At 66.7% G+C, this 23,898-nt stretch carries 21 protein-coding genes and 1 pseudogene; 16 read left to right on the forward strand and 6 right to left on the reverse strand.

Going from position 1 to position 23,898, the window contains the following annotated elements; all coding sequences use genetic code 11:
* Window positions 1–187 precede the first annotated feature (187 nt).
* Window positions 188–1,357, forward strand: coding sequence for an N-methyl-L-tryptophan oxidase (gene solA / locus QE444_RS13425; protein WP_208691136.1), 1,170 nt, complete (start codon window positions 188–190; stop codon window positions 1,355–1,357).
* On the opposite strand, the gene QE444_RS13430 is transcribed toward solA, so the two are convergent.
* Both QE444_RS13430 and QE444_RS13435 read right to left on the reverse strand, forming a co-directional pair.
* Window positions 1,354–2,010 carry an ion channel gene (locus QE444_RS13430; RefSeq protein WP_309739049.1) on the reverse strand — a complete coding sequence of 219 codons (657 nt, stop codon included), beginning with the start codon at window positions 2,008–2,010 and terminating at the stop codon, window positions 1,354–1,356. The genes solA and QE444_RS13430 overlap by 4 nt on opposite strands.
* A gap of 89 nt (window positions 2,011–2,099) precedes the next feature.
* The gene (locus QE444_RS13435; RefSeq protein WP_178083922.1) at window positions 2,100–3,260 is read right to left on the reverse strand and encodes an MFS transporter; all 1,161 of its coding nucleotides are present in this window, start codon (window positions 3,258–3,260) and stop codon (window positions 2,100–2,102) included.
* Between the two features lie 251 nt (window positions 3,261–3,511).
* Between QE444_RS13435 and QE444_RS13440 the strand changes: the two genes are divergently transcribed.
* Both QE444_RS13440 and QE444_RS13445 read left to right on the forward strand, forming a co-directional pair.
* Window positions 3,512–3,964: a MarR family transcriptional regulator gene (locus QE444_RS13440; RefSeq protein ID WP_309739051.1), complete on the forward strand. Its 453-nt coding sequence runs from the start codon at window positions 3,512–3,514 to the stop codon at window positions 3,962–3,964.
* 50 nt (window positions 3,965–4,014) lie between these two features.
* Window positions 4,015–4,281: a hypothetical protein gene (locus tag QE444_RS13445; protein WP_187979203.1), complete on the forward strand. Its 267-nt coding sequence runs from the start codon at window positions 4,015–4,017 to the stop codon at window positions 4,279–4,281.
* On the opposite strand, the gene QE444_RS13450 is transcribed toward QE444_RS13445, so the two are convergent.
* Window positions 4,278–5,468 (reverse strand): MFS transporter, encoded by a 1,191-nt coding sequence (locus QE444_RS13450; protein ID WP_309739054.1) that lies wholly within the window; start codon window positions 5,466–5,468, stop codon window positions 4,278–4,280. The two genes, QE444_RS13445 and QE444_RS13450, sit on opposite strands and share 4 nt — an antisense overlap.
* A 162-nt stretch (window positions 5,469–5,630) precedes the next feature.
* On the opposite strand from QE444_RS13450, the pseudogene QE444_RS23620 reads away from it, so the two are divergent.
* Both QE444_RS23620 and QE444_RS23625 read left to right on the forward strand, forming a co-directional pair.
* Window positions 5,631–6,446, forward strand: a pseudogene (locus tag QE444_RS23620) (MCP four helix bundle domain-containing protein); the annotation flags it as partial.
* 78 nt (window positions 6,447–6,524) lie between these two features.
* Complete coding sequence (locus QE444_RS23625; protein WP_405046471.1) at window positions 6,525–7,301, forward strand: methyl-accepting chemotaxis protein; 777 nt, start codon at window positions 6,525–6,527, stop codon at window positions 7,299–7,301.
* A gap of 13 nt (window positions 7,302–7,314) precedes the next feature.
* On the opposite strand, the gene QE444_RS13460 is transcribed toward QE444_RS23625, so the two are convergent.
* Together QE444_RS13460 and QE444_RS13465 are read right to left on the reverse strand one after the other, a co-directional pair.
* The gene (locus tag QE444_RS13460) at window positions 7,315–8,346 is read right to left on the reverse strand and encodes a GGDEF domain-containing protein (protein ID WP_309739057.1); all 1,032 of its coding nucleotides are present in this window, start codon (window positions 8,344–8,346) and stop codon (window positions 7,315–7,317) included.
* 174 nt (window positions 8,347–8,520) lie between these two features.
* Window positions 8,521–9,294, reverse strand: a complete 774-nt coding sequence (locus QE444_RS13465; protein WP_309739059.1) for an IclR family transcriptional regulator — start codon at window positions 9,292–9,294, stop codon at window positions 8,521–8,523.
* Window positions 9,295–9,393: 99 nt separating this feature from the next.
* Between QE444_RS13465 and hmgA the strand changes: the two genes are divergently transcribed.
* The 7 genes from hmgA (at window position 9,394) to QE444_RS13500 (ending at window position 16,879) form a co-directional block, all read left to right on the forward strand.
* Entirely contained in the window at window positions 9,394–10,716 is a 1,323-nt protein-coding gene (hmgA, locus tag QE444_RS13470) for a homogentisate 1,2-dioxygenase (protein ID WP_309739061.1), read from the forward strand.
* A complete protein-coding gene (gene fahA / locus QE444_RS13475; protein WP_309739063.1) occupies window positions 10,713–12,011 on the forward strand; it encodes a fumarylacetoacetase in 1,299 nt (432 codons plus the stop codon). The genes hmgA and fahA overlap by 4 nt, the downstream gene beginning before the upstream one ends.
* Before the next feature lie 124 nt (window positions 12,012–12,135).
* The gene (maiA, locus tag QE444_RS13480; protein WP_187979210.1) at window positions 12,136–12,774 is read left to right on the forward strand and encodes a maleylacetoacetate isomerase; all 639 of its coding nucleotides are present in this window, start codon (window positions 12,136–12,138) and stop codon (window positions 12,772–12,774) included.
* A 137-nt stretch (window positions 12,775–12,911) separates the two neighbouring features.
* Window positions 12,912–13,991, forward strand: coding sequence for a 4-hydroxyphenylpyruvate dioxygenase (hppD, locus tag QE444_RS13485; RefSeq protein WP_187979211.1), 1,080 nt, complete (start codon window positions 12,912–12,914; stop codon window positions 13,989–13,991).
* Between the two features lie 94 nt (window positions 13,992–14,085).
* Window positions 14,086–15,180 (forward strand): sugar diacid recognition domain-containing protein, encoded by a 1,095-nt coding sequence (locus QE444_RS13490; protein WP_309739070.1) that lies wholly within the window; start codon window positions 14,086–14,088, stop codon window positions 15,178–15,180.
* 81 nt (window positions 15,181–15,261) lie between these two features.
* On the forward strand, window positions 15,262–16,398 hold the full coding sequence (locus tag QE444_RS13495; RefSeq protein ID WP_273861596.1) for a glycerate kinase: 1,137 nt from the start codon (window positions 15,262–15,264) through the stop codon (window positions 16,396–16,398).
* Between the two features lie 76 nt (window positions 16,399–16,474).
* Entirely contained in the window at window positions 16,475–16,879 is a 405-nt protein-coding gene (locus tag QE444_RS13500; protein ID WP_309739072.1) for a hypothetical protein, read from the forward strand.
* Between the two features lie 94 nt (window positions 16,880–16,973).
* Here QE444_RS13500 and QE444_RS13505 read toward each other — a convergent pair whose 3' ends face one another.
* The gene (locus QE444_RS13505) at window positions 16,974–17,816 is read right to left on the reverse strand and encodes a GNAT family N-acetyltransferase (RefSeq protein ID WP_309739074.1); all 843 of its coding nucleotides are present in this window, start codon (window positions 17,814–17,816) and stop codon (window positions 16,974–16,976) included.
* Window positions 17,817–18,000: 184 nt separating this feature from the next.
* On the opposite strand from QE444_RS13505, the gene QE444_RS13510 reads away from it, so the two are divergent.
* The 4 genes from QE444_RS13510 to QE444_RS13525 all read left to right on the forward strand — a co-directional run bounded on the left by QE444_RS13510 (window position 18,001) and on the right by QE444_RS13525 (window position 23,887).
* The gene (locus QE444_RS13510; RefSeq protein ID WP_309739075.1) at window positions 18,001–19,476 is read left to right on the forward strand and encodes an aldehyde dehydrogenase family protein; all 1,476 of its coding nucleotides are present in this window, start codon (window positions 18,001–18,003) and stop codon (window positions 19,474–19,476) included.
* A 324-nt stretch (window positions 19,477–19,800) separates the two neighbouring features.
* On the forward strand, window positions 19,801–20,472 hold the full coding sequence (locus tag QE444_RS13515; protein ID WP_187979217.1) for a haloacid dehalogenase type II: 672 nt from the start codon (window positions 19,801–19,803) through the stop codon (window positions 20,470–20,472).
* Between the two features lie 28 nt (window positions 20,473–20,500).
* The gene (locus QE444_RS13520) at window positions 20,501–21,793 is read left to right on the forward strand and encodes an FAD-binding oxidoreductase (RefSeq protein WP_187979218.1); all 1,293 of its coding nucleotides are present in this window, start codon (window positions 20,501–20,503) and stop codon (window positions 21,791–21,793) included.
* A gap of 456 nt (window positions 21,794–22,249) precedes the next feature.
* Window positions 22,250–23,887: an ABC transporter substrate-binding protein gene (locus tag QE444_RS13525; RefSeq protein ID WP_133861772.1), complete on the forward strand. Its 1,638-nt coding sequence runs from the start codon at window positions 22,250–22,252 to the stop codon at window positions 23,885–23,887.
* The last annotated feature ends 11 nt before the right edge of the window (window positions 23,888–23,898 follow it).

Here is a 23,898-nt window from a genome sequence, read left to right on the forward strand (position 1 = left end):
ATGTGGCCCCTGAATTGAACCCCGTTTAATACCACCCCTGTAAAAACCGAGCTGCCACCCTTCGATTCCTCTTGCACGAACATGTCATGGAGACGAAAACCGCCCATCTCTGACTCCGCGCTTGGTCCTGGGCCGCTCGTTTTGCTAGCGTTCGCTGCTCAATAGGCGAAGAAGGCAGGGAGGTAAGATGACCAACGCAACTCATGACGTCATTGTCCTGGGCCTGGGCGCCATGGGCGCGGCCACGCTTTACCAACTGGCCAGGCGTGGCGTGAAGGTCGCAGGCATCGATCGCTATGCACCGCCCCATGAGCTGGGCTCCAGCCACGGCGCGACGCGCATTACTCGCCAGGCGGTGGGCGAGGGCGCAGCCTACGTGCCCTTGGCGATCCGCTCGCAGCAACTCTGGCGCGAGCTGGAGGCGGAGCAGGGTGTCAGCCTGTTCGAACAGTGCGGCGTGCTGATCATGACGGCCACCGCGACGGCAACCTCTCATCACGGTCGCCCGGATTTCACCCAGGCCACCCTGGAGCTGGCGCGCCAGTACGGGATCCCTCATGAGGCCTGGGATGGCGCCGCCATTCGCCAGCGGTTTCCGCAATTTCAGGTAGCGGAAGACGCGCTGGGCTATTTCGAACCAGGTGGGGGTTACCTCTATCCGGAAGCCTGTATCCAGGCGCAACTGGACGGGGCCCGCGAGCGGGGTGCCCAGATCCATACCGATACCGTCATCGAACGCCTGGAGACGGACGAGCAGGGCGTACTGCTGCATTCGGCACAGGGCCGCTGGCGGGCAAAGCGGGTGATCGTCGCCGCCGGCATGTGGAGCGCTGGACTGCTGGGCGCACCGTTCGACCGGCTGCTGCGCGTCTGCCGTCAGAGCCTGCACTGGTTCGAAGTCGCCAGGCCCGAATTGTTTCCGGCGGATTCACCGAGCTTCATCCTCGCCCATGGCCGTGGCGACAGCGATCTCTTCTACGGCTTTCCACCTCTGCCTGGGGAAAATGCGATAAAGGTCGCCACGGAGCAATACCAGGATAATACCACCCCTATAGGAATTGAGAGATCCATTCTCCCTGAAGAATCAAGCAGACTGTTCAGTCATCAAGTGGGGAGGTGGATTGACGGTCTTTCAGGCCGGGCGGTGCATAGCGCGGTCTGCGCTTACACCGTGACACCGGACTTCGGCTTTATCGTTGACGAGCATCCGACGCTGCCGGGTGTGACCGTGGTGAGTGCCTGTTCGGGACATGGCTTCAAGCATTCGGCCGCGCTGGGCGAGGCGCTCGCCCAGCGCGTGACCACCGGGCGCAGCGACATCGATCTCGGCAGCTTCAGCCTGGCGCGATTCGGCTAGCGGCTGCGCACCGTCAGGGTGACCAGCCGGGTCACCACCAGGGCGATGTACATGACACCGGAGAACTGGCCGAGCATGACCAGCGAGCGCGCCATCGGCTTGATCGGGTAGATATCGCTCAGGCCGACGCCGGAGAGGATGGCGAAGCTGACATAGAGCAGCTCGGTCCAGGTGCGTGCGGCCAGGGGATCGTTGGCGGCGGTGAAGCTGTTGGGCTGCAGGATCTGACAGGCCGAGTAGGCATGGGCGAAGGCCCAGGCCAGCAGGGTGAAGGTCGCGCCGACGGCGAAGAGTTCATCGGTGGTCGCCCGCTGGTCTTCCATCATGTAGGCGATGAGACTGCCCGCGGCATAGAAGTAGAAGACCGCATCGAGGATGGCCAGGGATACCACCAGCTGGCGATTGCCCTGCCACTCCACCAGTACCGTGAGCACCAGGATGCAGCCGGCGAGAATGAACCCCAGCCACTGGATGGTCGGGCTCCGGCGCACCATGCGCAGGGCGGTGGCGAGGACGATGATGCCGAAGGCCCCGATGATGGCGCGCCCATGTTCTTCCTGCTCCACGAAGGGGTAGAGCAGCAGCCCGAGCAACTGGATGAACAGCAGGTTGGCGGAGGGGTAACGGACCAGGTAGTGCAGCGGACTCTTCATCGCGACTCGGCGAAAGGCTCAGGGGCGGCCAGCGTAGCGGGTGGCGAGGCGCTTCGCCACGGGAGCCTTGTGCTCCCGTGGCGCGGACCTCAGGCCGCCTTGCGGCGAGTGGAGGGCAGCAGGATGGTCAGGACGCCCAGCAGCGGCATGTAGGAGCACAGCTGGTAGACGTATTCGATGCCGCGATGATCAGCGAGATTGCCCAGTCCCGCGGCGGCGATGGCACTGACGCCGAACATCAGGCCGAAGAAGATCCCGGCGATCATGCCCACGTTGCCTGGTACCAGCTCCTGGGCATAGACCACGATGGCCGAGAAGGCCGAGGCCAGGATGAAGCCGATGATGACGCTGAGCACACTGGTCCAGAACAGGTCGACATAGGGCAGGGCGAGGGTGAAGGGCGCCGCGCCAAGGATCGAGAACCAGATGACCGCCTTGCGGCCGATGCGATCGCCGATGGGGCCACCGAAGAAGGTGCCGGCCGCGACCGCACCCAGGAAGAGAAAGAGGTGCAGCTGGGAGCTGGCCACCGAGAGGCCGAAACGCTCGATGAGATAGAAGGTGAAGTAGCTGGTGATGCTGGCCATGTAGATGTACTTGGAGAACACCAGCAGCGCCAGCACGATCAACGCGAAGGTCACCTGGCCGCGCGACAGGCCGTGGCTGACCGCGGCGGCCTTGCGCCCCTTGGCGCTACGCAGGTGATTGCGATACCAGCGCGACAGCCCGTATTGCACGCCGATGGCGAACAGCGCGAAGAGCGCGAACCAGGCGACATGAGTCTGACCATAGGGAATGACGATGGCTGCCGCCAGCAGGGGGCCGATGGCGGTGCCGGCATTGCCGCCGACCTGGAAGGTGGATTGCGCCAGGCCGAAGCGTCCCCCCGACGCCAGGCGGGCCACCCGCGAGGTTTCCGGGTGAAAGGTCGAGGAACCGACGCCGATCAGCGCCGAAGCGGCCAGGATCGCGGGAAAACTGCCGACAAAGGCGAGCAGCAGTACGCCAATCAGGGTACAGACCATGCCGGCGGGCAGCAGATAGGGTTTAGGATGGCGGTCGGTATGGAAGCCGATCCAGGGTTGCAAGAGCGAGGCGGTGATCTGGAAGGCCAGGGTGATCAGGCCGATCTGGGTAAAAGTCAGACCATAGCTGTCCTTGAGCATCGGATAGATCGAGGGCAGGACGGACTGGATCAGGTCGTTGATGAGGTGGGCCAGCGCACAGGAGGCCAGGATTCCCGCCACCATCGGCGAGGCGCCGGCCAGGGCGGCGGGGGGATTTTCGCCAGGAACGGCTGGCGTGGCAGAGGAAACGGCCATGCAGGTATTACCCTTATTATTTATGTCCAGCCGCTCACTGTGGCATCCTGTGGTATCGGAATCCAGTGCCAGTTACCGGATGTTTCCGGCAACCGACCCCACGTCACCCGGGTGCTTGACCTGGCTGGGGATAGCTCGCACCTTCCACTCTTTTCACGCTTTTTGTAATGGCAGATCCCATGACAGCCAAAGATCCACTGCTCCTCGACCAGCAACTCTGCTTTTCCCTGTACTCGGCTTCGCTGGCGATGACGCAACTCTACAAGCCCCTGCTGGAGAGCATGGGCCTGACCTTCCCGCAGTACCTGATCATGCTGGTGCTCTGGGAGCATGACGGCCTCACGCTCAAGGAATTGTCCAATCGGCTGCGGCAGGATTCCGGTGCCCTGACCCCCGTGGTCAAGCGCCTCGAGGCCGCCGGGCTGGTCACGCGCCGTCGCAGTGCCGAAGACGAGCGCAACCTGTCGATAGAACTGACGACCGCGGGTCGCGCGCTGCGCGATCAGGCCAATGGGGTCAACAGCCGGGTGCGGCAGGTCTGCGCCCTGGGCGATGCGGGCCTGGATGATCTGCGCGAGACCCTGGTCATGCTGCGCACCCGTCTGGACGAGGAAGGCAACCCGACGTCCTGAACCAACCGGGTACGAGCGGTTCCCATGGCTACAGTCGCCGGGGAATTCGCATGACCTTCAAGTACCAGCCTGACCAGGATTATCTGCTCGTGGATCTCACCAGCGGGCGCACTGCGGGCAAGCTGCTGCAGGGCGAATTGCATATCGCCGAAAGCTGCCAGGGGGAAGATCCCCGGACCTATGCCCAGTTGCTCGACGAAAAAACGCTGCGCAGCACCCTGGGCGACGAGGTCGGGCAGCGTGAGGGCGATATCCTTACCCTGCGTCGCACCGGCATCAGGTTGCGCCTGGTACCCCTGGAAATTGCCTGCGACTAGGCGTCGCGACGGCTGAGGATCGCCCTGAACAACCAGGCGACCAGTGCCACGTTGATAAGCGCCAGCAGGCAGAGCAGACCCAGCACCGCCTGGGGGCCATGGTGTTCCAGGACATAGCCACAGAGCAGGGGCGTGGCGGCCTGGCCGAGCAATGCCGGGCGCGCCATGCGGCCGAGGATGGTGGCGTATTCCGCCGGACTCCAGAGCGCCAGCGGCAGGGCGCCACGAATGATGGCCCTCAGGCCATTGCCCGCGCCGAAGATCACCAGACCCACGACCGTCACCCAGACCAGGCCGGGCCCCAGGGTGACCAGCAGCAGGCCGGCGGCCGTGCAGACCACCGAGGCCAGGGCCGTCCACAGCGGATGGCCGTTGCGGTTGAGCAGGTCGATGATCCGCGAGGCGACCTGACTTGGCCCCAGGCAGGCGCTCAGCGCCACGGCGCTGGCCAGGCTGTAGCCGATCCCCTGCAGCAGGGTGATCAGCTGGATGGAGATGGCTGTCATCAGCACCGCGCCCAGGGTGAAGAGGGCCATGAGTACGATGTACAGGGCGCGATCAACCGGTACTGCCGGTGCCGTCTGGTTGGGCCGCGGCGCCCGGGTGGCGAGGACCGGCGCGGGCAGGGCGCGTCGATACAGGGGCCAGATCGTCAGCAACAGGACGGCCGCATAGACCAGGCAGGCACCGCGCCAGCCCAGATGACTCACCATGAAGGCGGCGACGGGCCAGGTAATGGCGGTGCAGAAGCCGGAGACCAGGGTGATGCCGCTGATCGCCGAGCGGGCCTGGGTGCCGTAGCAGGTGCCCAGGGTCGCGAACAATGCATCGTACAGACCCGCGGCCATGCCGATTCCCATCACCACCCAGGCGAGCAGGAACAGCGGCAGATGCTGGGCGCTGGCCATCAGGGTCAGCCCGGCGGCCACCCCCAGACCGCTCAGCGACAGCAGCGTGCGGCCGCCCTGGCGGGCGATCAGGCGGCCACACGCCGGTGCGAGCAGGCCGGAGACCAGGACGCCGAGCGAAAGACCGCCATAGACCCATTGCCGGGGCCAGCCGGTCTCCTGTACCACCGGATCGGCCAGCACCGCGAGAATGAAAAAGGAGCCGCCCCAGACGAGGATCTGGGCGATGCCGAGCAGCAGGATCTGTAAAGGCGAAGCCTTGGCGACAGGGGTAGTCATGACAGCGTCGAGCAGGATGGCAAACGGAGGGGACGGACCTTAGCCCCAGTTTCCTTTCGCCGCAATCGTCTGATTTTTTCGGGCAATGGCATTTTGTAATCAGCTCGACATCTGGCTTGCCTAGGCTGCTGTGCTTGACCGTCTTCCTGCAGTGACGCCTCCATGCTTCGGATCCTCGCGCCCCTTCGCCGCCTTTCCCGCCGTTCCTGGTTGAGAGCTCTCAAGACCGGCCCGCGGATGCTGTTCTCCTTTACCTTCGCCGCCGTGCTGCTCGCCGGATTGGGCAGTTTTTCGCTATGGGAGATGCAGCAGCTGCGCCGTCAGGCCCTGAGCATGGAGCAGGACTGGTTACCCAGTATCGCCATCGCCGATTCCCTGGCGATCAACCTCGGCAAGTTGCGCAACCAGGCCTCGGTGGTGCTGCTCAATGCCGAGGATCCAGGCGCCGTGGCCATGAGCCGGGTCACCCTGGAGCAACTGGTCAACGAAACCGATCAGCTGTTCCGGGACTATGCGCCGGTCGTCACCGATGCGACCGAAGGGGATTCGATCAAGGCCCTGCACGAAGCCTATCTGCCTTTCGTGGAAGGCCTGCGCGAAGAGGTGCGCCTGATCGAGCAGCAGCAGATCCCGGCCGCGCGGATGCAACTGGATACCGTGGTGGGCCTCAAGGGCGATCTGATGGACATGCAAGTGCAACTGCTGCGCGAATTGAACAAGCAGGGCGCGGCCCAGGCCAAGGAGGTGGCGAACGTCCAGTTCCTGCAGGCCCGCGCCATCGTCTGGTCGGTCATTGGCGGCGCCATTCTGCTGCTGCTGCTCCTGGCCTGGCGACTGACCCGTAGCGTGGTGCAGCCGCTGCGCCAGGCGCTGGACATCTCCGGCGGCATCGCCGCGGGTGATCTGCGGCAGAACATCCAGCCCCAGGGGCGCGACGAGGCAGCCATGCTGCTGCTGGCGCTGGAGCGTATGCAGGGCAATCTGCGCGAGGTGCTGGCCCATACCGGCAATGCCTCGGAGCAACTGGCCTCGGCCTCGACCCAGGTGAGTGCCGTGATGGATGAAAGCTGCCGCAATCTGGAGCAGCAGACGACCGATATCCAGCATGCGGCCAATGCCGTCACCCAGCTCAATCAGGCGGTCCAGGCGGTATGCGAGCACGCGACTTCCACCTCCGCCGAATCGCAGCGCTGCGTCGATCAGGCCAAGCAGGGGCAGACGCAGGTCCGCCAGACGCTGGCCGCCATCACCCAGCTGGTGGGCAACGTGGACGAGGCGGCCAACCAGGCTGGCCAGCTGGCCGAGCAATCCAAGGGCATCGGCAAGATGCTCGATGTCATCCGCAACGTCGCCGAGCAGACCAACCTGCTGGCGCTCAACGCCGCCATCGAGGCAGCCCGTGCCGGGGATGCCGGACGCGGCTTCGCCGTGGTGGCCGACGAGGTGCGGGGCCTGGCCCGCCGCACGGGCGACTCCACCCGTGAGATCGAAGGCCTGATCGATGGCATGCAGCAGGTCAGCGAGAAGACGGTGACTGCCCTGGATCAGAGTCGACTCCAGGCCAGCCATACCCGCGACCAAGCCCAGGCGACCTGGCAGGTGCTGGAAGGCATCACCCAGGCCATCACCGCCATCGGCCAGCGCAACGACGCCATCGCCGCGGCCACCGAAGAGCAGACGGCCACCACGGCGGCGGTCGATCGCAACCTGACGCTGATCCGCGACGCGGCGACCCAGACCGCCGCCGGCGCCCAGCAGACCAGTGCCAGCAGCCAGCAGCTTTCCGCCCTGGCCGCCGATCTGCACGGCGCCCTGCAGCGCTTCGTGGTCTAGGACGGGCGGGATCTCAGGCCGCCAGCATCACCCGATCGCGACCTTCCTGCTTGCCACGGTAGAGCGCCTGGTCGGCGCGCTCCAAGGCGCTGGCGAAGGCTTCGCAATCGCGAATCTCGCACACCGCCAGGGTCGCCGTGACCCGCGCGGGACCACGTTCGAGGGACTGGGTGACATCGGTCAGGCGCTGGCGGATGCGTTCCGCCACGCCCCAGGCCACTTCGGTCCGCGCCTGGGGCAGCAGCACCAGGAATTCCTCGCCGCCCCAGCGCGCCGCCAGATCCGAATGGCGCACCTCGCGGCGGATGACGTCGGCGATGCCCTGCAGCACCAGATCGCCGCAATCGTGGCCGAAGCGATCGTTGATATGCTTGAAGTGATCCACGTCGAAGAGGATGAGGCTGCCGGTCACGCCACTGTGCTGGTCGGCCTGGTCGAGAATCCGCCGGCGGTTGTAGAGGTTGGTGAGGCTGTCGTGGCTGGCGGAATGCAGCAGGTCCAGCTGCATCTTGGTGCTGTGGTGGAAGGAGGCGCCGGTGCCGTAGAGCAGCAACCCCAGGGCGCTGATGATATTGATCGTGCCGAACAGCTTCATCGCCAGGGGCGCGAGGGTAGCGGGTGGGTGCAACAGATAGCCGCCCGCCAGGGTCACCAGGATGCCGGTGACCAGCACCAGATGACGGATCGGCGCGGTGCGGTAGTTGTAGATGACGATCGGCAGGATGCACAGCACGTAGTAGTGGAAGTTGCTGTCCCAACCGAGTTGCCAGGTGGCGATCCAGGCGTGGGCGACGATCTCGCAACTCATGGTCAGGCTGGCGATGCGATAACGGCGCTGGCGCAGGGCGGCCAGGCAGCCCACGTAGGCCGCGATGCTGAGCACGTTGGCCCAGGCCATCAGGATCTGGTCGAGCAGGACGAAAATGACCAGCAGCGCCACATGAATGGCCATGGCCGCCTGAACCACGGGTTTGGCGACTTGCCAGAATTTGCCCAGGGAGTCGTTGAGAGCCTGGTTGCGATCACGATAGGAAAGAGCAGTCATGAAGAGGTCACCAGAAAGCAGTGCGCCAATGATAAACGCGCTAACAGTAAGCTTAATGGCAAACGGCCAGTCCGGGTGATCCTTTAGCCGAATGGAGGCTGGAACGGATCGAGTGGAGCGCTGCCGCGACCATCGGCGCTCCCGACTGCGGTGCTGTGCCCGGATTCGTCCGCGCTATCCGCCCAGCCGCCTGCTGATGGCCTGGGCGGCGGCGTGCAGACGGCTCGCCGCGGCGCCTCCGACCTCGGCCTGGAAGCCTGGCGCGGCGCCGACCAGGGTCAGCACCCCGGCCAGCCGACCACCGGCTCCAAACAGCGGTGCGGACAGCGCATTGACGCCGGCCATCAACAAGCCATGCACCGGTTGGATATGGGTCTCCCGCAGCTGGCGTGCACCTTCCGCCAGCTCCGCCACGCTGGGCGCGTCCGGCCGGTGCAATTCTTCCGCGCGCAATGCCGCCGTCTCGACCTCCGGCAGGAAGGTATTGAACACCAGGCCCGTGGACGAGCCCAGCAGCGGCAGCACCGAGCCGACCTGGGTCACCAGGGTGACAGCGCGCAGCGCCTGTTCCACCAGCACCACCGTCGGCCCCTTGTTGCCCCAGACCGCCAGGAAGCTGGTTTCGCCGACCTCGTCGCGCAGATCGGCCAGCACCGGCGCCGCCAGCTTCACCACGTCCAGCCGACCCAGGGCCGCCAGGCCAACGAAGAGGGCGGCCTGACCGAGTCCGTAGTGATTGGTCCGCGGATCCTGCTCGGCGAATCCGCTGGCGATCAGTGCCTGCAGGTAGCGGTGCACCTTGCTGGCGGGCATGTCCAGGTGGCTGGCCAGGCGCGACAAGGACGTCGACGGCGCCAGCTCGGCGAGGGCCTTGAGAATGTCGGTGCCGACCTCGGCCGCCTGCACCTTCTGGCGTCGTGGGGGTGCTGCTTCGGGGGTGTTCGTCATCGCTTCGATCGCGTGGGTAAAGGCAGCGTTATAGCTTGACGCTCTCCTGGGTTCAATTTACTTTTTGCGTAAACCTATTACGCATAATGGGTGGCCCAGGTGGACAGACAAGAACAAGCAACAACGCCAGTGACCTACCAATCCGGCTTTGGCAATCACTTCAGCGCCGAGGCCCTGCCGGGTGCCCTGCCGATCGGGCAGAACTCGCCGCAACGCGCGCCCTTCGGCCTCTATGCCGAGCAACTCTCCGGGACGGCCTTTACCGTCCCGCGCCACGAGACTCGGCGCTCCTGGCTGTATCGGCTCAGGCCTTCGGCCGCCCATGGCCGCTTTCAGCGCTGCGCGCTGCAGTTGACCGGCGCGGAGCTGGGCGCGCCCACACCCAATCGCCTGCGCTGGAATCCCTTGCCGCTGCCGGCCGCCGCCACCGATTTCCTCGCCGGGCTGGAACGGCTCGTCGCCACCGACCCGGGTGACCAGGCCGAGGGCGTCAGCCTCTATCGCTATGCCGCCAATGCCAGCATGACCGGCGTCTTCTACGACGCCGACGGAGAATTGCTGATCGTGCCGGAGCGGGGGCGGTTGGACCTGGTTACTGAGCTAGGTCTGTTGCGCATCGAGCCGCTGGAGATCGCGGTGATTCCACGCGGCATGAAATTCCGGGTAGAGGTGGTGGAGGGCGAGGCGGTACGGGGTTACGTCTGCGAAAACCACGGGCGCTCCCTGCGGCTGCCCGAGCTGGGCCCGATCGGCAGCAACGGCCTGGCCAATCCGCGGGATTTCCAGGCGCCCGTGGCCCGCTTCGAGGATCGGGAGGCGCCCACCCGGCTGGTGCAGAAATTCCTCGGCGAACTCTGGGAGACCGAGCTGGATCACTCGCCGCTGGATGTGGTCGCCTGGCATGGCAACAACGTGCCCTACAAATACGACCTGCGTCGCTTCAATACCCTGGGCACCGTGAGTTTCGATCATCCGGATCCATCGATCTTCACCGTGCTGACCGCACCCGGAACCAGCGAAGGGGTGCCCAACATCGACTTCGTGATCTTTCCGCCCCGCTGGATGGTCGCGGAAAACACCTTCAGACCACCCTGGTTCCACCGCAATCTGATGAACGAATTCATGGGTCTGATCCAGGGCGCCTACGACGCCAAGGCCGATGGCTTCGCGCCGGGTGGGGCCTCCCTGCACGGCTGCATGAGCGCCCACGGCCCGGATCAGGTTTCCACCCAGAATGCCATCGCCGCCGACCTGCGGCCGCACCGGATCGAGAACACCATGGCCTTCATGTTCGAAACCGGGCGCGTCCTGCGGCCGACCCGTCACGCCCTGGCGTCGCCGCTGCTGCAGCCCGACTACGATGCCTGCTGGGCGGGCCTCACCAAGACCTTTGTCGCGCCTGGCGCAGGAGCATCGGCATGACCGACGAATTGCCCAGCTGGGTCGCCTCGGCCAATGGCCATGCGGATTTTTCCCTGCACAACCTGCCCCTGGGCGTGTTCAGCCGCGGCGAGGAGAGGCCCCGCGGGGGCGTGGCGGTGGGTGACTTCATCCTCGATCTGGGCTTCGCTCTCGAAGCAGGTCTGTTCCGCGGCGCGGCCCAGCGCGCCGCCGAACTGGCCGCTCAGGAAACGCTCAATGCCTTCTTCGCCGCCGGCGGGCCGGCGCGGGTCGCCTTGCGCCAGGCCCTGCAGGCGCTGCTGCGTGCCGATCATCCGCAGCGCGAGCAACTCGAGGAGCTGGCCGAGTATCTGCTGGTACCCCAGAGCGCCTGCCGGATGCACCTGCCGGCGCGGGTCGGCGACTACACCGACTTCTATGTCGGCATCCACCATGCCACCCAGATCGGTCGGCTATTCCGCCCGGACAATCCGCTGCTGCCCAACTACAAGCACGTGCCCATCGCCTATCACGGCCGCGCCTCGACCCTCGGGGTCTCTGGCGAGGCGTTCAAGCGACCCAAGGGTCAGACGCTCCCGCCCGGGCAGGAGGCGCCCGTATTCGAGCCTTGCCGCCGGCTGGACTACGAGCTGGAGCTGGGGATCTGGATCGGCCCGGGCAATGCCCAGGGCGAGTCCATCGCCATCGGCAACGCGGCGGAGCACATCGCCGGTTTCTGCCTGCTCAACGACTGGTCGGCGCGGGACATCCAGGCCTGGGAATACCAGCCGCTGGGCCCCTTCCTGTCGAAGAGTTTCGCCAGCACCCTGTCGCCCTGGGTAGTGACCGCGGAAGCCCTAGCACCCTATCGCCAGGCGCAGCCAGCGCGGCCTGCCGGGGATCCCCAGCCCCTCGCCTATCTGTACGACGAGCGGGACCAGGCCCAGGGCGCGCTGGACATCGAACTGGAAGTGCTGCTGTGCACGCCGCACATGCTGGAGCAGGGGTTGCCCGCCCAGCGGATCGCCCTGAGCAATACCCTGAACATGTACTGGACGGTGGCGCAGATGGTGACCCATCACACCGTCAATGGCTGTGCCCTCCAACCCGGCGACTTCTTTGGTTCGGGCACCCTGTCCGGGCCGGATGCCGGCAGTTGCGGCAGTCTGCTGGAGCTCACCCAGGGCGGCAAGCAGCCGCTGCAACTGCCAGGCGGCGAGACCCGTACCTTTCTGGAAGACGGTGACGAGGTCATCCTCAGGGCGCGCTGTCAGCGGCCTGGACTGCCCACGATCGGCTTCGGCGAATGTCGCGGCCAGGTGCTGGCCGCGGGGTAGGGCAGCGCGGATTGGCCAACGACCCGAGTGCCGTTGACAAGGCCTCCGGGCAGGCGCAGATTCCTTTTAACGTAATGAACTTACGCATAATAAGAAGCCGGCAGGCAATCGCGGGGCAGTGTCGATGGACCTCTTCACCTATTACCGTTCGACCTCGGCCTATCGGGTCCGTCTGGCCCTGGCGCTGAAGGGATTGGACTACCAGGCCGTGCCGGTCAATCTGCTGGCCGGCGAGCAGCGCCAGCCGGTCTATCGCACGCTCAATGCCCAGGGCCGACTGCCCAGCCTGCGCCTCGACAGCGGCGAGGTGCTGATCCAGTCGCCCGCCATCCTCGAATACCTGGAAGAGCGCTATCCAGCGGTGCCCTTACTGCCGGCCGAGCCGCTGCTGCGCGCCCGGCATCGGGGGGTCGCCGCCCTGATCGCCTGCGATGTCCATCCGCTGCACAACGTCTCGGTGCTCAACCGCCTGCGCGGTCTGGGCCTGGAAGAACCGGCCATCCTCAACTGGATTTCGCACTGGATCGGCGAGGGCCTGGCGGCGGTGGAGGCGCAGATCGGGTCCAGTGGTTTCTGTTTCGGCGACGTGGGGCTGGCGGACGTCTATCTGCTGCCCCAGCTCTATGCAGCGCGGCGTTTCCAGGTGGACCTGTCGCCCTATCCGCGCCTCCTGCGGGTGGAGGCCCTGGCCGCCGCGCATCCGGCTTTCCAGCAGGCGCGCCCCGAGGCTCAGCCGGATACCCCGGCACAGGTGGCCTCGTGAAACGCCTGGGCTGTCAGCTCCTCCTGGGCGATTTCCTCGCCCGCAGCGTGCGCGGCATTTCCTGCGCGCCGCCCCTGACGGGGTGCTAGCCCGCGTTACCGACAACGTCCGTCACGTTACCCGTCAAGGAGCCAGTCATGGCCGATCTGTTTGAAAATCCCATGGGCCTCATGGGTTTCGAGTTCATCGAATTCGCTTCGCCTACGCCCAACGTCATCGAACCCGTACTGGAAAGCCTTGGCTTCAGCCACGTCGCCAACCACCGATCCAAGGACGTGGTGCTGTTCCGCCAGGGCGACATCAACGCCATCGTCAATCGCGAGAAGACCGGCCATGCGGCCTATTTCGCCGCCGAGCACGGACCTTCGGTCTGCGGCATGGCCTTTCGTTGCCGCGACTCCCACCACGCCTACGCCAAGGCGCTGGAGCTGGGCGCCCAGGCGGTGGACATGCCTACCGGCCCGATGGAACTGCGGCTGCCGGCGATCAGGGGCATCGGCGGTGCGCCGCTGTACCTCATCGATCGCTACGAGGAGGGCAGCTCGATCTACGACATCGATTTCGTGTTTCTTGAGGGAGTCGAGCGCAAGCCGGTGGGCGCCGGCCTCAAGGTCATCGACCACCTGACCCACAACGTCTATCGCGGGCGCATGGCCTACTGGGCCGACTTCTACGAGCGGCTGTTCAACTTCCGCGAGCTGCGCTACTTCGACATCAAGGGCGAGTACACCGGTCTGACTTCCAAGGCCATGGCGGCGCCGGACGGCCTGGTGCGCATCCCGCTCAACGAGGAGTCCTCCAAGGGGGCTGGGCAGATCGAGGAATTCCTCATGCAGTTCAACGGCGAGGGCATCCAGCACGTGGCCTTTCTCACCGACGATCTGATCGCCACCTGGGATCGGCTCAAGGCCTACGGCACGCGTTTCATGACCGCGCCGCCGGAGACCTACTACGAGATGCTCGAAGGGCGGGTGCCCAACCATGGCGAACCGGTGGAGCAGCTGAAAGCCCGCGGCATCCTCCTCGACGGTACTTCCGAAGGTGGCGAGCGGCGCCTGCTGCTGCAGATCTTCTCCCAGACCCTGCTGGGACCGGTGTTCTTCGAATTCATCCAGCGCAAGGGCGACACCGGTTTCGGCGAGGGCAACTTCAAGGCGCTATTCGAATCCATCGAGCGCGACCAGGTGCGGCGTGGAGTGCTGAGCACCTCGGCGTAACGGCCTCCGGCCTCCTGGAGGCTTGCCCGGCGGCAGGCGACGCCTCTAAGGTGACGGCGCGTCGCAAGGACGCGCGCCAACCTTGGAGGTGGCCATGGAGCTGAGCCAGACCCTGGCGCAGGAAATTGTCGAACGCGCCATGCGCATCCTGCCGGGCAACGTCAATGTCATGGATGCCTCCGGGCTGATTATCGGCTCGGGCGATCCGGCGCGACTGTTCACCCGCCATGCCGGCGCGCGCCAGGTCATCGCCGAAGGCCGTGCGGTGGCGCTGGATGCCGTCGCCGCCGCACGGCTGGCTGGCGCCCAGGCAGGTATCAACCTGCCGTTGTATCGCGCGGGCGAGCTGGTCGGGGTCCTTGGCGTGTCCGGCGCGGACGCCGAGCACTCGCGCCTGCCCGCCGAGCTCCTGCGCCTTACCGCGGAAATGCTCATCGAGCAGGCCGCCGGGCAGCCGCCCGTGACCAGCCGCATGACCGCCCCCCTGCTGCGGCAGCTGCTCGCACCGGGCGCCGCGCCCGAAGTGGGTCGCCATGCCAGTCTGCTCGGCTTGCGGCCAGAGCTGCCGCGGGACGTGCTGCTGCTCGAATTTGCCGTGCCTGCACCGGGCTTCGGCGACTGGGCTCAGCAGCGGCTGACCCACAGCTGGTGCCTGCCGCGCGAAGAGGGGCAGTGGCTCTGGTACCGACCCGGCGCGCAAGCGCCTGAGGCGCTGCTGGGGGAGCTGCCGGGGCAGGGCTGGGCGTTGCAGCGCAGTGCCTGGATCCCGGAAGCCCGACCCTGGTCGGGGTTGGCCGAGACGACTCAGCGGGTCCTGGATCTGCTGACGGTGGCCAGGCGCCTGCGACCTGACCTCGTCCGGGTGACGCATGACGACCTGGCCCTGCCCACCTGGCTCCAGGGTCAGGCCGAGCGCTCGCACGGCGCCTGGTTGCTGGAGCCGTTGCTGCGCTTGCGCCAGGCCGACCGGGACGGCCAGCTGCTGGCGACGCTGCGCAGCTGGTTCGCCCAGGACGCCAGCCCCCAGGCCTGCGCCGAGGCACTGGGGCTGCATCGCAATGGCCTGCGGCATCGGCTGGAGCGGATCCAGGCGCTGACCGGACGGGATCCGCGGCGTTTCGCCGAGGCCGCCGACTTGTACTGCGCGCTGCTGCTGCTGGATCAGGACTGGGCGAATTCACAGTCCTGACTTCACTATGTTGGGCTTTTGTCCTGTTGTAGCGCCGGCCGAACCGGGAAACACTCGGTGCATAACAACGGAGAATCGCCCATGAAAATCGTCGTCGCCCCTGACTCCTTCAAGGAAAGCCTGTCCGCTGCCGGTGTCGCCCGCGCCCTGGCCCGTGGCCTGCATCAGGCCCTGCCCGCGGCCGAGATCATCGAGTGCCCCCTGGGCGATGGCGGCGAGGGCACCCTGGATGCCGTACTGGCCGCAACCGGCGGCGAGGTGCGCGAGGCGCGGGTGACCGGTCCGCTGGGCGAGCCGGTGACCGCCCGCTGGGGCTGGCTGGCCGAGCAGCGCACCGCCTTCGTCGAGATGGCCAGCGCCAGCGGTCTGGAGCTGGTCCCCAGGAGCCGGCGCGACGTGCTGGTCGCCACCTCCCGCGGTACGGGCGAGCTCCTGCACGCCGCGCTGGACGCCGGCGCCGAGCGCCTGGTGCTGGCCATCGGCGGCAGTGCCACCAATGACGGCGGCGCAGGGCTGCTGCAAGCGCTGGGTGTGCGCCTTTTGGACAGGCAGGGTCAGGCGCTGGGGCCGGGCGGGGCAGCCCTGGCGATGTTGGCCAGCCTGGACGTGACCGCGCTGCACCCACGGCTGGCGGAGGTGGAGGTGGTCATTGCCGCCGACGTCGATAATCCGCTCTGTGGTCCCCAGGGCGCCAGCCAGATCTTCGGTCCGCAAAAGGGCGCTTCGCCCGAGCAGGTTCGCCAGCTCGACGCGGCCCTCGCGCATTTCGCCACCGTTACCGCCGCGACCCTGGGTCGTGATGTCCGGGAGCAACCGGGTGCCGGCGCCGCCGGTGGCGTCGGCTTTGCGGCCCTGGCCTTTCTCCAGGCGACCTTCCGCCCCGGCATCGAGGTGGTGGCGGAACTGGTCGGTCTGGACGACGCCCTGATCGACGCCGATCTGGCAGTGACCGGCGAAGGGCGGCTGGACGGCCAGACCCTGAGGGGCAAGACCCCGGCGGGTGTATTGCGCCTGGCCCGGCGCCACGGCGTGCCGGTGGTGGCCGTGGCCGGTTCGCTGGGCGAGGGCTATGACGCCCTCTATGAGCAGGGTCTCGCCGCCGCCTTCAGCCTGGTGCCGGGTCCGCTGAGTCTGGAAGAAGCCCTGGCTCAGGCCGAGGTATTGCTGGAGCGGACCGCTCGCGATATCGGGCGGCTGTGGCGGACGGCGAAAGGCTGACGCCAGAGCCTGCCTGGCTGGCGAGCCGCGGGGATTTGCCTCATGCTGGGCGTCCCGCTGCCAACCGACTGCCGCGATGACCTCGTCTGTGATCCTGCGTACCGGCCTGCTTACCGCGGCCCTGCTGCTGACTGTGCCCGCCGTCCAGGCGGCCATTCCCAGTCTCAAACCGGCCGACACCTGCGTGCGCAGCGCCTTCGTGCTGCGCTGTCAGGACGGGCAGGGCGGTTGGTACGGGGTGGCGGTGCAGGGCAACGACACCCTGATGCGTGGCTATGATCCGGTATCGGGCCGCTCCTGGGCCCAGACCAGTACGCGGCTGGGACGGCTGCAGTTCTTCAGCGGCCTGACCAGCGACGGCACCCTCTGGCTGGGCCGCACCCGCCAGTTGGGCTGGAACGTCATCAGTCGCTTCTCCACGTCCCAGGGCGACCGCGCCCGCACCAGCTGCAACCGCGTGGCGGGGTGCGAGTGGCGTTAGGTGAACCGGCTGATCGGCTCACTACATGAGCTGATCGGCCGGTTTATTCGGCTCAGCCGTGACGCCCAATTCGAGTTGATATCCGATTGCCTGTTCAACCCAGCGCCTGGGTCAGCAGCGCGAACTGATCCACCCCTTCGCGGGACCGCGGCGCCGCGCCCCTGGCCATCTGCTCGACCTCATCGACCTGGGGGACGCCGATTTCAATCAGCCAGGGATTGAGACCGCTGCGGGCCGTCACGTCGAATCTCAGGTAGCGCCCTTCGGCGTGGCGCAGCAGGGCGAGGATCAGGGCCTTGGCCTGCTCGGTGGATTCGGCGATTACCGGGCCGACCGACAGGCCGCGGCCGTAAGGGCGCAGCAGGGCGAAGCCTCGTAGCTGGCCCTCCTGCTCCAATCCGACGATGCGCTCGGCCTGGGGCAGCAATTCCTGCAGCAGGGCGCTGCGATCCAGGCCGGTAGCCGCCTGGGCGAGGGGCTCCAACCGGGGCGCCGCTGCCGGAGTCACCTCACGGACCTGGCCTTCCAGCGGATGGTGCTCACCCATGGCCGGCAGACGCGCCACCTGGTGCTGATAGATGCGCTCATAGGATTCGAAGCCCTGGCTGCGGTAGAGCGGGGCGCCGCGCAGGGTGGCGACCAGCAGCGGCGTGCGGTTGCCGGCCAGTTGCAGCAGGCCGTCCATGAGCCGGCGGCCATGGCCCTGGCCCTGGTGGCTGTCGGCGACGATCACCAGGCCGATGGTGGCGTAGTCGCCTTGGGGCACGCAGAAGCCGGTGCCGAACACGCCCTGGTCGTCTTCCAGCACCAGGCCTTCGCCGGTGTGGAACAGGCACTGCCAGTCTTCCAGGCGATGGGGCCAGTGCAGCGCCTGGGACAGCTGGTGGGCGGTGGCGAGGTCGGTTTCGCGCAGGGGTCTCAAGGTGGCGTGGGACACGGCAGGGCTCCGGTTCGGGTCTGGCTGATTCAGGCGTCAGCCTAGCAAGCCGCGACGGCAGATTCGGTTGCCGGTGGGTGGATGCGCCACTGCGAGGCACCGAAGGCCCCTTCCAGTTCGGCAAAAGATGGCGGCCCGGCGGCCTAGCATTGGGGCCAAGCCCACAGCCCTAGCGGAGCGCGCCATGGCCTCGTTCGACCCCAGAGCAATAGCGGTTCGTTGTGCCCACTTCATCAGCGGTCGCACCTGCGATGCCCGCGCCGAACTGGAGGTGTTCCGGCCGTCCGATGGTGGCTTCCAGAGCGGCCTGCCGTGCGCCTCGGCGGATCTGGTGGACGAGGTGGTGGAGGGCACCTGGCGCGCCTGGAAGGCCAGCGACTGGGCCAGTCGGCCGCCGCGCGAACGCGCGCGGGTGATGCGCCGCTGGGCCGATCTGGTGGAGGCCGATGGCGAGATCCTCGGTCCGTTGGAGGCGGTGGGTTCGACCCGTCCGCTGCGCGAGGTGCTGGCCTGGGACATTCCCTATGTCGCCGAGGGCATTCGCTTCTTCGCCGAATTCGCCGACAAGCACGGCGGCGAGGTGGCGGCCACCGCCACCAGCCACCTGGGCCTGCAGATCACCGAGCCCTATGGCGTGGTGGGCGCCATCGCTCCCTGGAATTTCCCCCTGAGCATGGCCGGCTGGAAGATGGCGCCGGCGCTCGCCGCCGGCAATGCGGTGGTCATCAAGCCTTCGGAGCTGACGCCCTTTTCCATCCTGCGCCTGGCGGAACTGGCCGTGCTGGCGGGACTGCCGGCCGGCATCCTCAGCGTGGTCCAGGGCGATGGTCGGACCACCGGCGACGCCCTGTGTCGCCATCCGCGCATCGGCAAGGTCACCTTTACCGGCTCCACCGGGACCGGCACCGCCATCATGGTCGCCTGCGCCGAGAGCGGGCCCAAGCCGGTGACCCTGGAGCTGGGCGGCAAGAGTCCGCAACTGGTGTTCGCCGACGCTCCGGATCTGGCCCGTACCGCCCGCAGCGTGGCGGCCGCCATCACCGGCAACGCCGGCCAGGTGTGCGTCTCGGGTTCGCGACTGCTGGTCCAGCGCGCCGCTCTGGAGCCGATGCTGGAAGGCATCCGCGCGGCCTTCGCCGCCTTGCGCCCGGGGCCGACCTGGGCGGCGGAGGCTACCCTGGCGCCGATCATTTCCCACCGCCAGGGGCAGCGCATCCAGGACATCGTCTCCCGCAGCCGGGCAGCCGGCGCGGAGATCCTGGTCGGTGGCGCCCTGGAGGAGGGCATGGGTGGTGCCTACTATCAGCCGACGCTGATTACCGGGGTCGACGCGGCCAACCCCGCGGTGCACGAAGAGATCTTTGGCCCGGTGTTGACCGTGCAGGTGTTCGACGACGAAGCCGAGGCCCTGGCCCTGGCCGACCACTCCACCTATGGCCTGGCCGCCGGGGTGCACACCGCCGACCTTGGCCGGGCGTTGCGGCTGACCCGGGCGCTGGAAGCCGGTACCGTCTGGGTCAATCGCTATGGCCGCAGCCACGACTGGATCATTCCCACCGGCGGCTACAAGAGGTCCGGCATCGGCAAGGACCTGGGCCGCGCCGCCTATGAGGCGACCCTGCGCAGCAAGAGCGTGCTGATCGACCTGGAACACTCCTGAGGCTTGGCTGAAAAGTCGCTGAGCGATGGTCAGGCAAGGCAAAAATCAGCGAGGAAGCGGATCGGACTCGCGCTCGAGTTTACGAATGGTAAATGAGCATTCCGAGATGATTTTTAACGCAGCATGGCCGAGCGCAGGCACTTTTCAGCCAAAGCCTGAGGTCGCCGCAAACAATGCTGGGCCCTACCGCTAAAACGGTTTTTTCTGTCTCCCGCGGTGCCTGAAAGCGGACAACTGTCAGGCCCGCCGGTGCTGTAATGCTTGCCAGGGACGCCACCGGCGTCCCGGCCTCTCACTCATGACCCCTGTCAAAGGACCCTTGCCATGACCGCCTTTCGGCCCAAGTACATCACCTTCGACTGCTACGGCACCCTGACCCGTTTCCGCATGTCCGACATGGCCCGCGAGATGTTCGCCGACCGCATTCCCGCCGAGGCGATGGACCAGTTCTGCAAGGACTTCAACGGCTATCGCTTCGACGAGGTGCTCGGCGCCTGGAAGCCCTATTCGGAGGTGCTGTATTCGGCGGTGGAGCGCACCTGCAAGCGCTGGGGCATCTCCTTCACCGACGCCGAGGCCAACGCCTACTACGAGGCGGTGCCGAGCTGGGGACCGCATCCGGACGTGACCGCGGGCCTGGCCAAGATCGCCGACAAGATCCCGCTGGTGATCTATTCCAACGCCGCCGACGAGCAGATCATGTCCAACGTCGACAAGCTGGGCGTGCCCTTCCACCGGGTCTTCACCGCCGAGCAGGGCCAGGCCTACAAGCCGCGCCTGCAGGCCTTCGAATACATGCTGGACACCCTCGGCTGCGGTCCGGAAGACGTGCTGCATGTGTCGTCGAGCTTCCGCTACGACCTCATCCCGGCCGACTACATGAACATCAAGAACAAGGTGTTCGTGAATCGCGGCCATGAGCCGAGTACGCCGTTCTACACCAACACCGAGATCAAGGACATCGGCGGCCTAGCCGCGGTGGTCGGTCTCGAATAACCCCCCTGAGCTGCCGGAGCGCCCGCCCATGAGTCTTGGCCCAGCATCGTCCGATTCCTACTGGCTCGCGACCGCGCCGGGCTTTACCGGGGCTACCCTCGGGCCGGTGGCGGGCGAGGTGGATGTCGCCGTCATCGGCGGCGGCTTCACCGGGCTCTCCGCGGCCGTGGCGCTACGCCAGCGCGGTGCCAGCGTGGCGGTGCTGGAGGCTGGCCGGGTGATCGGCGAAGCCTCCGGACGCAACGGCGGCCACTGCAACACCGGGGTCGCCCAGGATTACGCGGCCCTGCACGCCAGCCTGGGCGCGGAAAAGGCCCGGGCGTTCTACCAGGCCTATGCCGATGCGGTCGCCAGCGTCGAGGCGGTGATCGCCGAGGAGGGCATCGCCTGCGACTTCCACAAGGCCGGCAAGCTCAAGCTGGCGGCCAAGCCGCAGCACTATGACAACCTCGCGCGCACCTGCGAACTGATCCGCCAGGAGGTGGACCCGCAGGTCGAACTGCTCGACGCCGCCCAGGTGTGCGCTGAGGTAGCGTCCGACGATTTCCATGGCGGTCTGCTGCAGCACAACGGCGCCCAGATGCACATGGGGCGCTTCGGCGTCGGGCTGGCGGAGGCGGCCGTGCGGCGGGGCGCCCAGGTATTCGAAGGCGCGGCGGTCAGCGATCTGCAGCGACTGCCCGATGGCAGTTTTCGCGTGATCAGCGCCAGGGGCGAGTTGCGCGCCCGCCAGGTGCTGGTGGCCACGGGCAACGCCAGCGTCGGCCCCTTCCAGTGGTTTCGCCGGCGCATCGCCTCGGTGGGCAGTTTCATCATCGCCACCGCGCCCCTGCCCAAGGCGCAGCTGGACGGATTGCTGCCCAATCGGCGCACCTATGTCACCAGCCGCATCATCGGCAACTATTTCCGCACCACCCCGGATCACCGGCTGATCTTCGGCGGACGGGCGCGTTTCGCCCTGTCCGATCCCCGCCAGGACGCCAAGAGCGGCGCCGTGCTGCGCGCCGCGCTGGGTCAACTCTTTCCCAGCCTGGTCCAGACGCCCATCGACTATTGCTGGGGCGGCCTGGTGGACATGACCGCCGATCGCCTGCCCCGCGCCGGCGAGCAGGACGGCCTGTTCTACGCCATGGGCTACAGCGGCCATGGCGTGCAGATGTCGGTGCACATGGGCCGGGTGATGGCCGAGGTGCTGGAAGGTCGCGGCCAGGCCAATCCCTGGCGGGTGCTGGACTGGCCGGCGATTCCCGGGCATTTCGGCAAGCCCTGGTTCCTGCCACTGGTAGGACTCTACTACCGCGTTCAGGATCGCCTGCACTAGCCCCGATCCCGCCACCGCCACCGCCACCGCCACCGCCAGTCCAGGCCCTGCCACGCAGCGCCCGGCTTGGCGGTTTTTTCGTTTCCGCAGCCTGTCGCAGCGCTGACCGGCACCGCTGCGCAGAACCTGCTGTCGCTGCGGGCTTTTTGCGATCGTCCAGCCTCCCGTCGCGGTCCGCACCGCGCTCCGTCAAGCCAAGCGAAACGCCGCACCAGCGCGCCAAAGGCGGGCATGACGGGCCCCGACGCGCCGTCGCGACGCACACCGCAAACAATGCTGAGCGGCTCGGTCAAAACGGTCTTTTCTGTCTCGCCGCGGGGGCAATTCGACGGTAATCGACGAGGGGCGGGTGCTGTAATGAACCTGGCCGCACGACAAGGCGGCCAAGAGGACAGCTTCGTGCGCCCGGGGAGGGGTGCGCGGACTGGCGACCGAGTCCCCAACGAGCGAGCCGACATGACCGAGAAAAAGACTGGAAGTCCCCTGATAGGAGCTGCTGAAAGCGTTCGGGCCTTCGAGGCCCTGCATCGGGGGGTGTCGCGGCGCGATGCGCTGCGCCTGCTGGGCGCCGCCGGATTGCTGGCGACCGGGGTGGGCAGTCTGCTCGGTCGGGATGGCCAGGCCTTCGCCGCAGAAGATGCGGTCACTGGCACCCCGCGTCGCGGCGGTCGGGTGCGTGCCGCAGCGGCGGGTTCCTCCACCGCCGATACCCTCGATCCGGCCAAGGGCTCTTTCTCGGGCGACTATGCCCGCCAGTACTTCTTCTACAACGGCCTGACCGTCTTCGACAGCCATCTGGAACCCCAGATGGCCCTGGCCACCAGCGTGGAGACCCAGGATGCCCTGACCTGGACGATCAAGCTGCGCCAGGGCGTGCAATTCCACAATGGCAAGACCTTGGACAGCGCCGATGTCGTCTACTCGCTGCTGCGCCACAAGGACCCGGCGGTGGGTTCCAAGGTCAAGGCCCTGGCCGATCAGTTCGCCGAAGTCACCGCGGTGGCGCCCGACGAGGTGCGCATCCGCCTGGTGTCGCCGAACTCCGAGCTGCCCGCGGTGCTGGCCATCTCACCGTTCCTGATCATCGCCGACGGCACCAAGGATTTCTCCACCGCCAACGGTACCGGGCCCTTCAAGGTCAAGGAATTCAAGCCGGGCGTGCGCACCGTGGGCGTGCGCAACGAAAACTACTGGAAGTCCGGCAAGCCCTATCTGGACGAGATCGAGCTGATCGGCATCGGCGACGAGCCTTCGCGGGTCAATGCCCTGCTGGCCGGGGACGTCCAGCTCACCGTGTCGGTGGATCCCCGTTCGGCGGATCGGCTCAAGCAGGGCGGCAAGCTCAAGATCGTCGCCAACAATTCCGGTAGCTACACCGATCTCATCATGAGAATCCCCAATCGTCCCTTCAACGATCCCAACGTGGTGGAGGGCATGAAGCTGCTGTTCGACCGCGAGCAGATTCTCAAGTCGGTATTCCTTGGCTACGGCGTCATCGGCAACGACCAGCCGATCATGCCCGGGACACCCTATTATGCCGCGGACCTGCCCCAGCGGCCCTATGATCCGGACAAGGCCAAGTTCCTGTTCCAGAAGGCTGGCATCGCCGGGGCGAAGCTGCCCCTGGTGACCTCAACCGCCGCCGACAACGCCAACGAGATGGCCCTGGTGCTGCAGCAGTCGGCGCGCCAGGCGGGGCTCAACCTGATGGTCAACCGGGTCAGTGCCGATGGCTACTGGAACAGCCACTGGATGAAGGACCCGCTGGGTTTCGGCAACATCAACGCCCGGCCCACGGCCAATATCCTGCTGTCGCAATTCTTCAAGTCCGATGCGCCCTTCAACGAGTCGGGCTGGAAGAACGAGCAGTTCGACCAGTTGCTGGTGACCTCCCGTGGCGAGACGGACATCGCCAAGCGCAAGCAGATGTACGCCGACATGCAGCTGCTGATCCACCAGCATTGCGGCATCGGCCTGCCGATCTTCACCAGCTCCATCGATGCCCATTCGCCCAAGCTCGGTGGCTACGGGATCATCCCCATCGGTGGCTTCATGGGCTACATGTTCGCCGAGCACGTCTGGCTGGAGGCCTGACGCCCGGTGCC

Origin of the sequence: Pseudomonas sp. SORGH_AS_0199 (genome assembly GCF_031453735.1) — a bacterium.
GTDB lineage: Bacteria > Pseudomonadota > Gammaproteobacteria > Pseudomonadales > Pseudomonadaceae > Chryseomonas > Chryseomonas aestiva.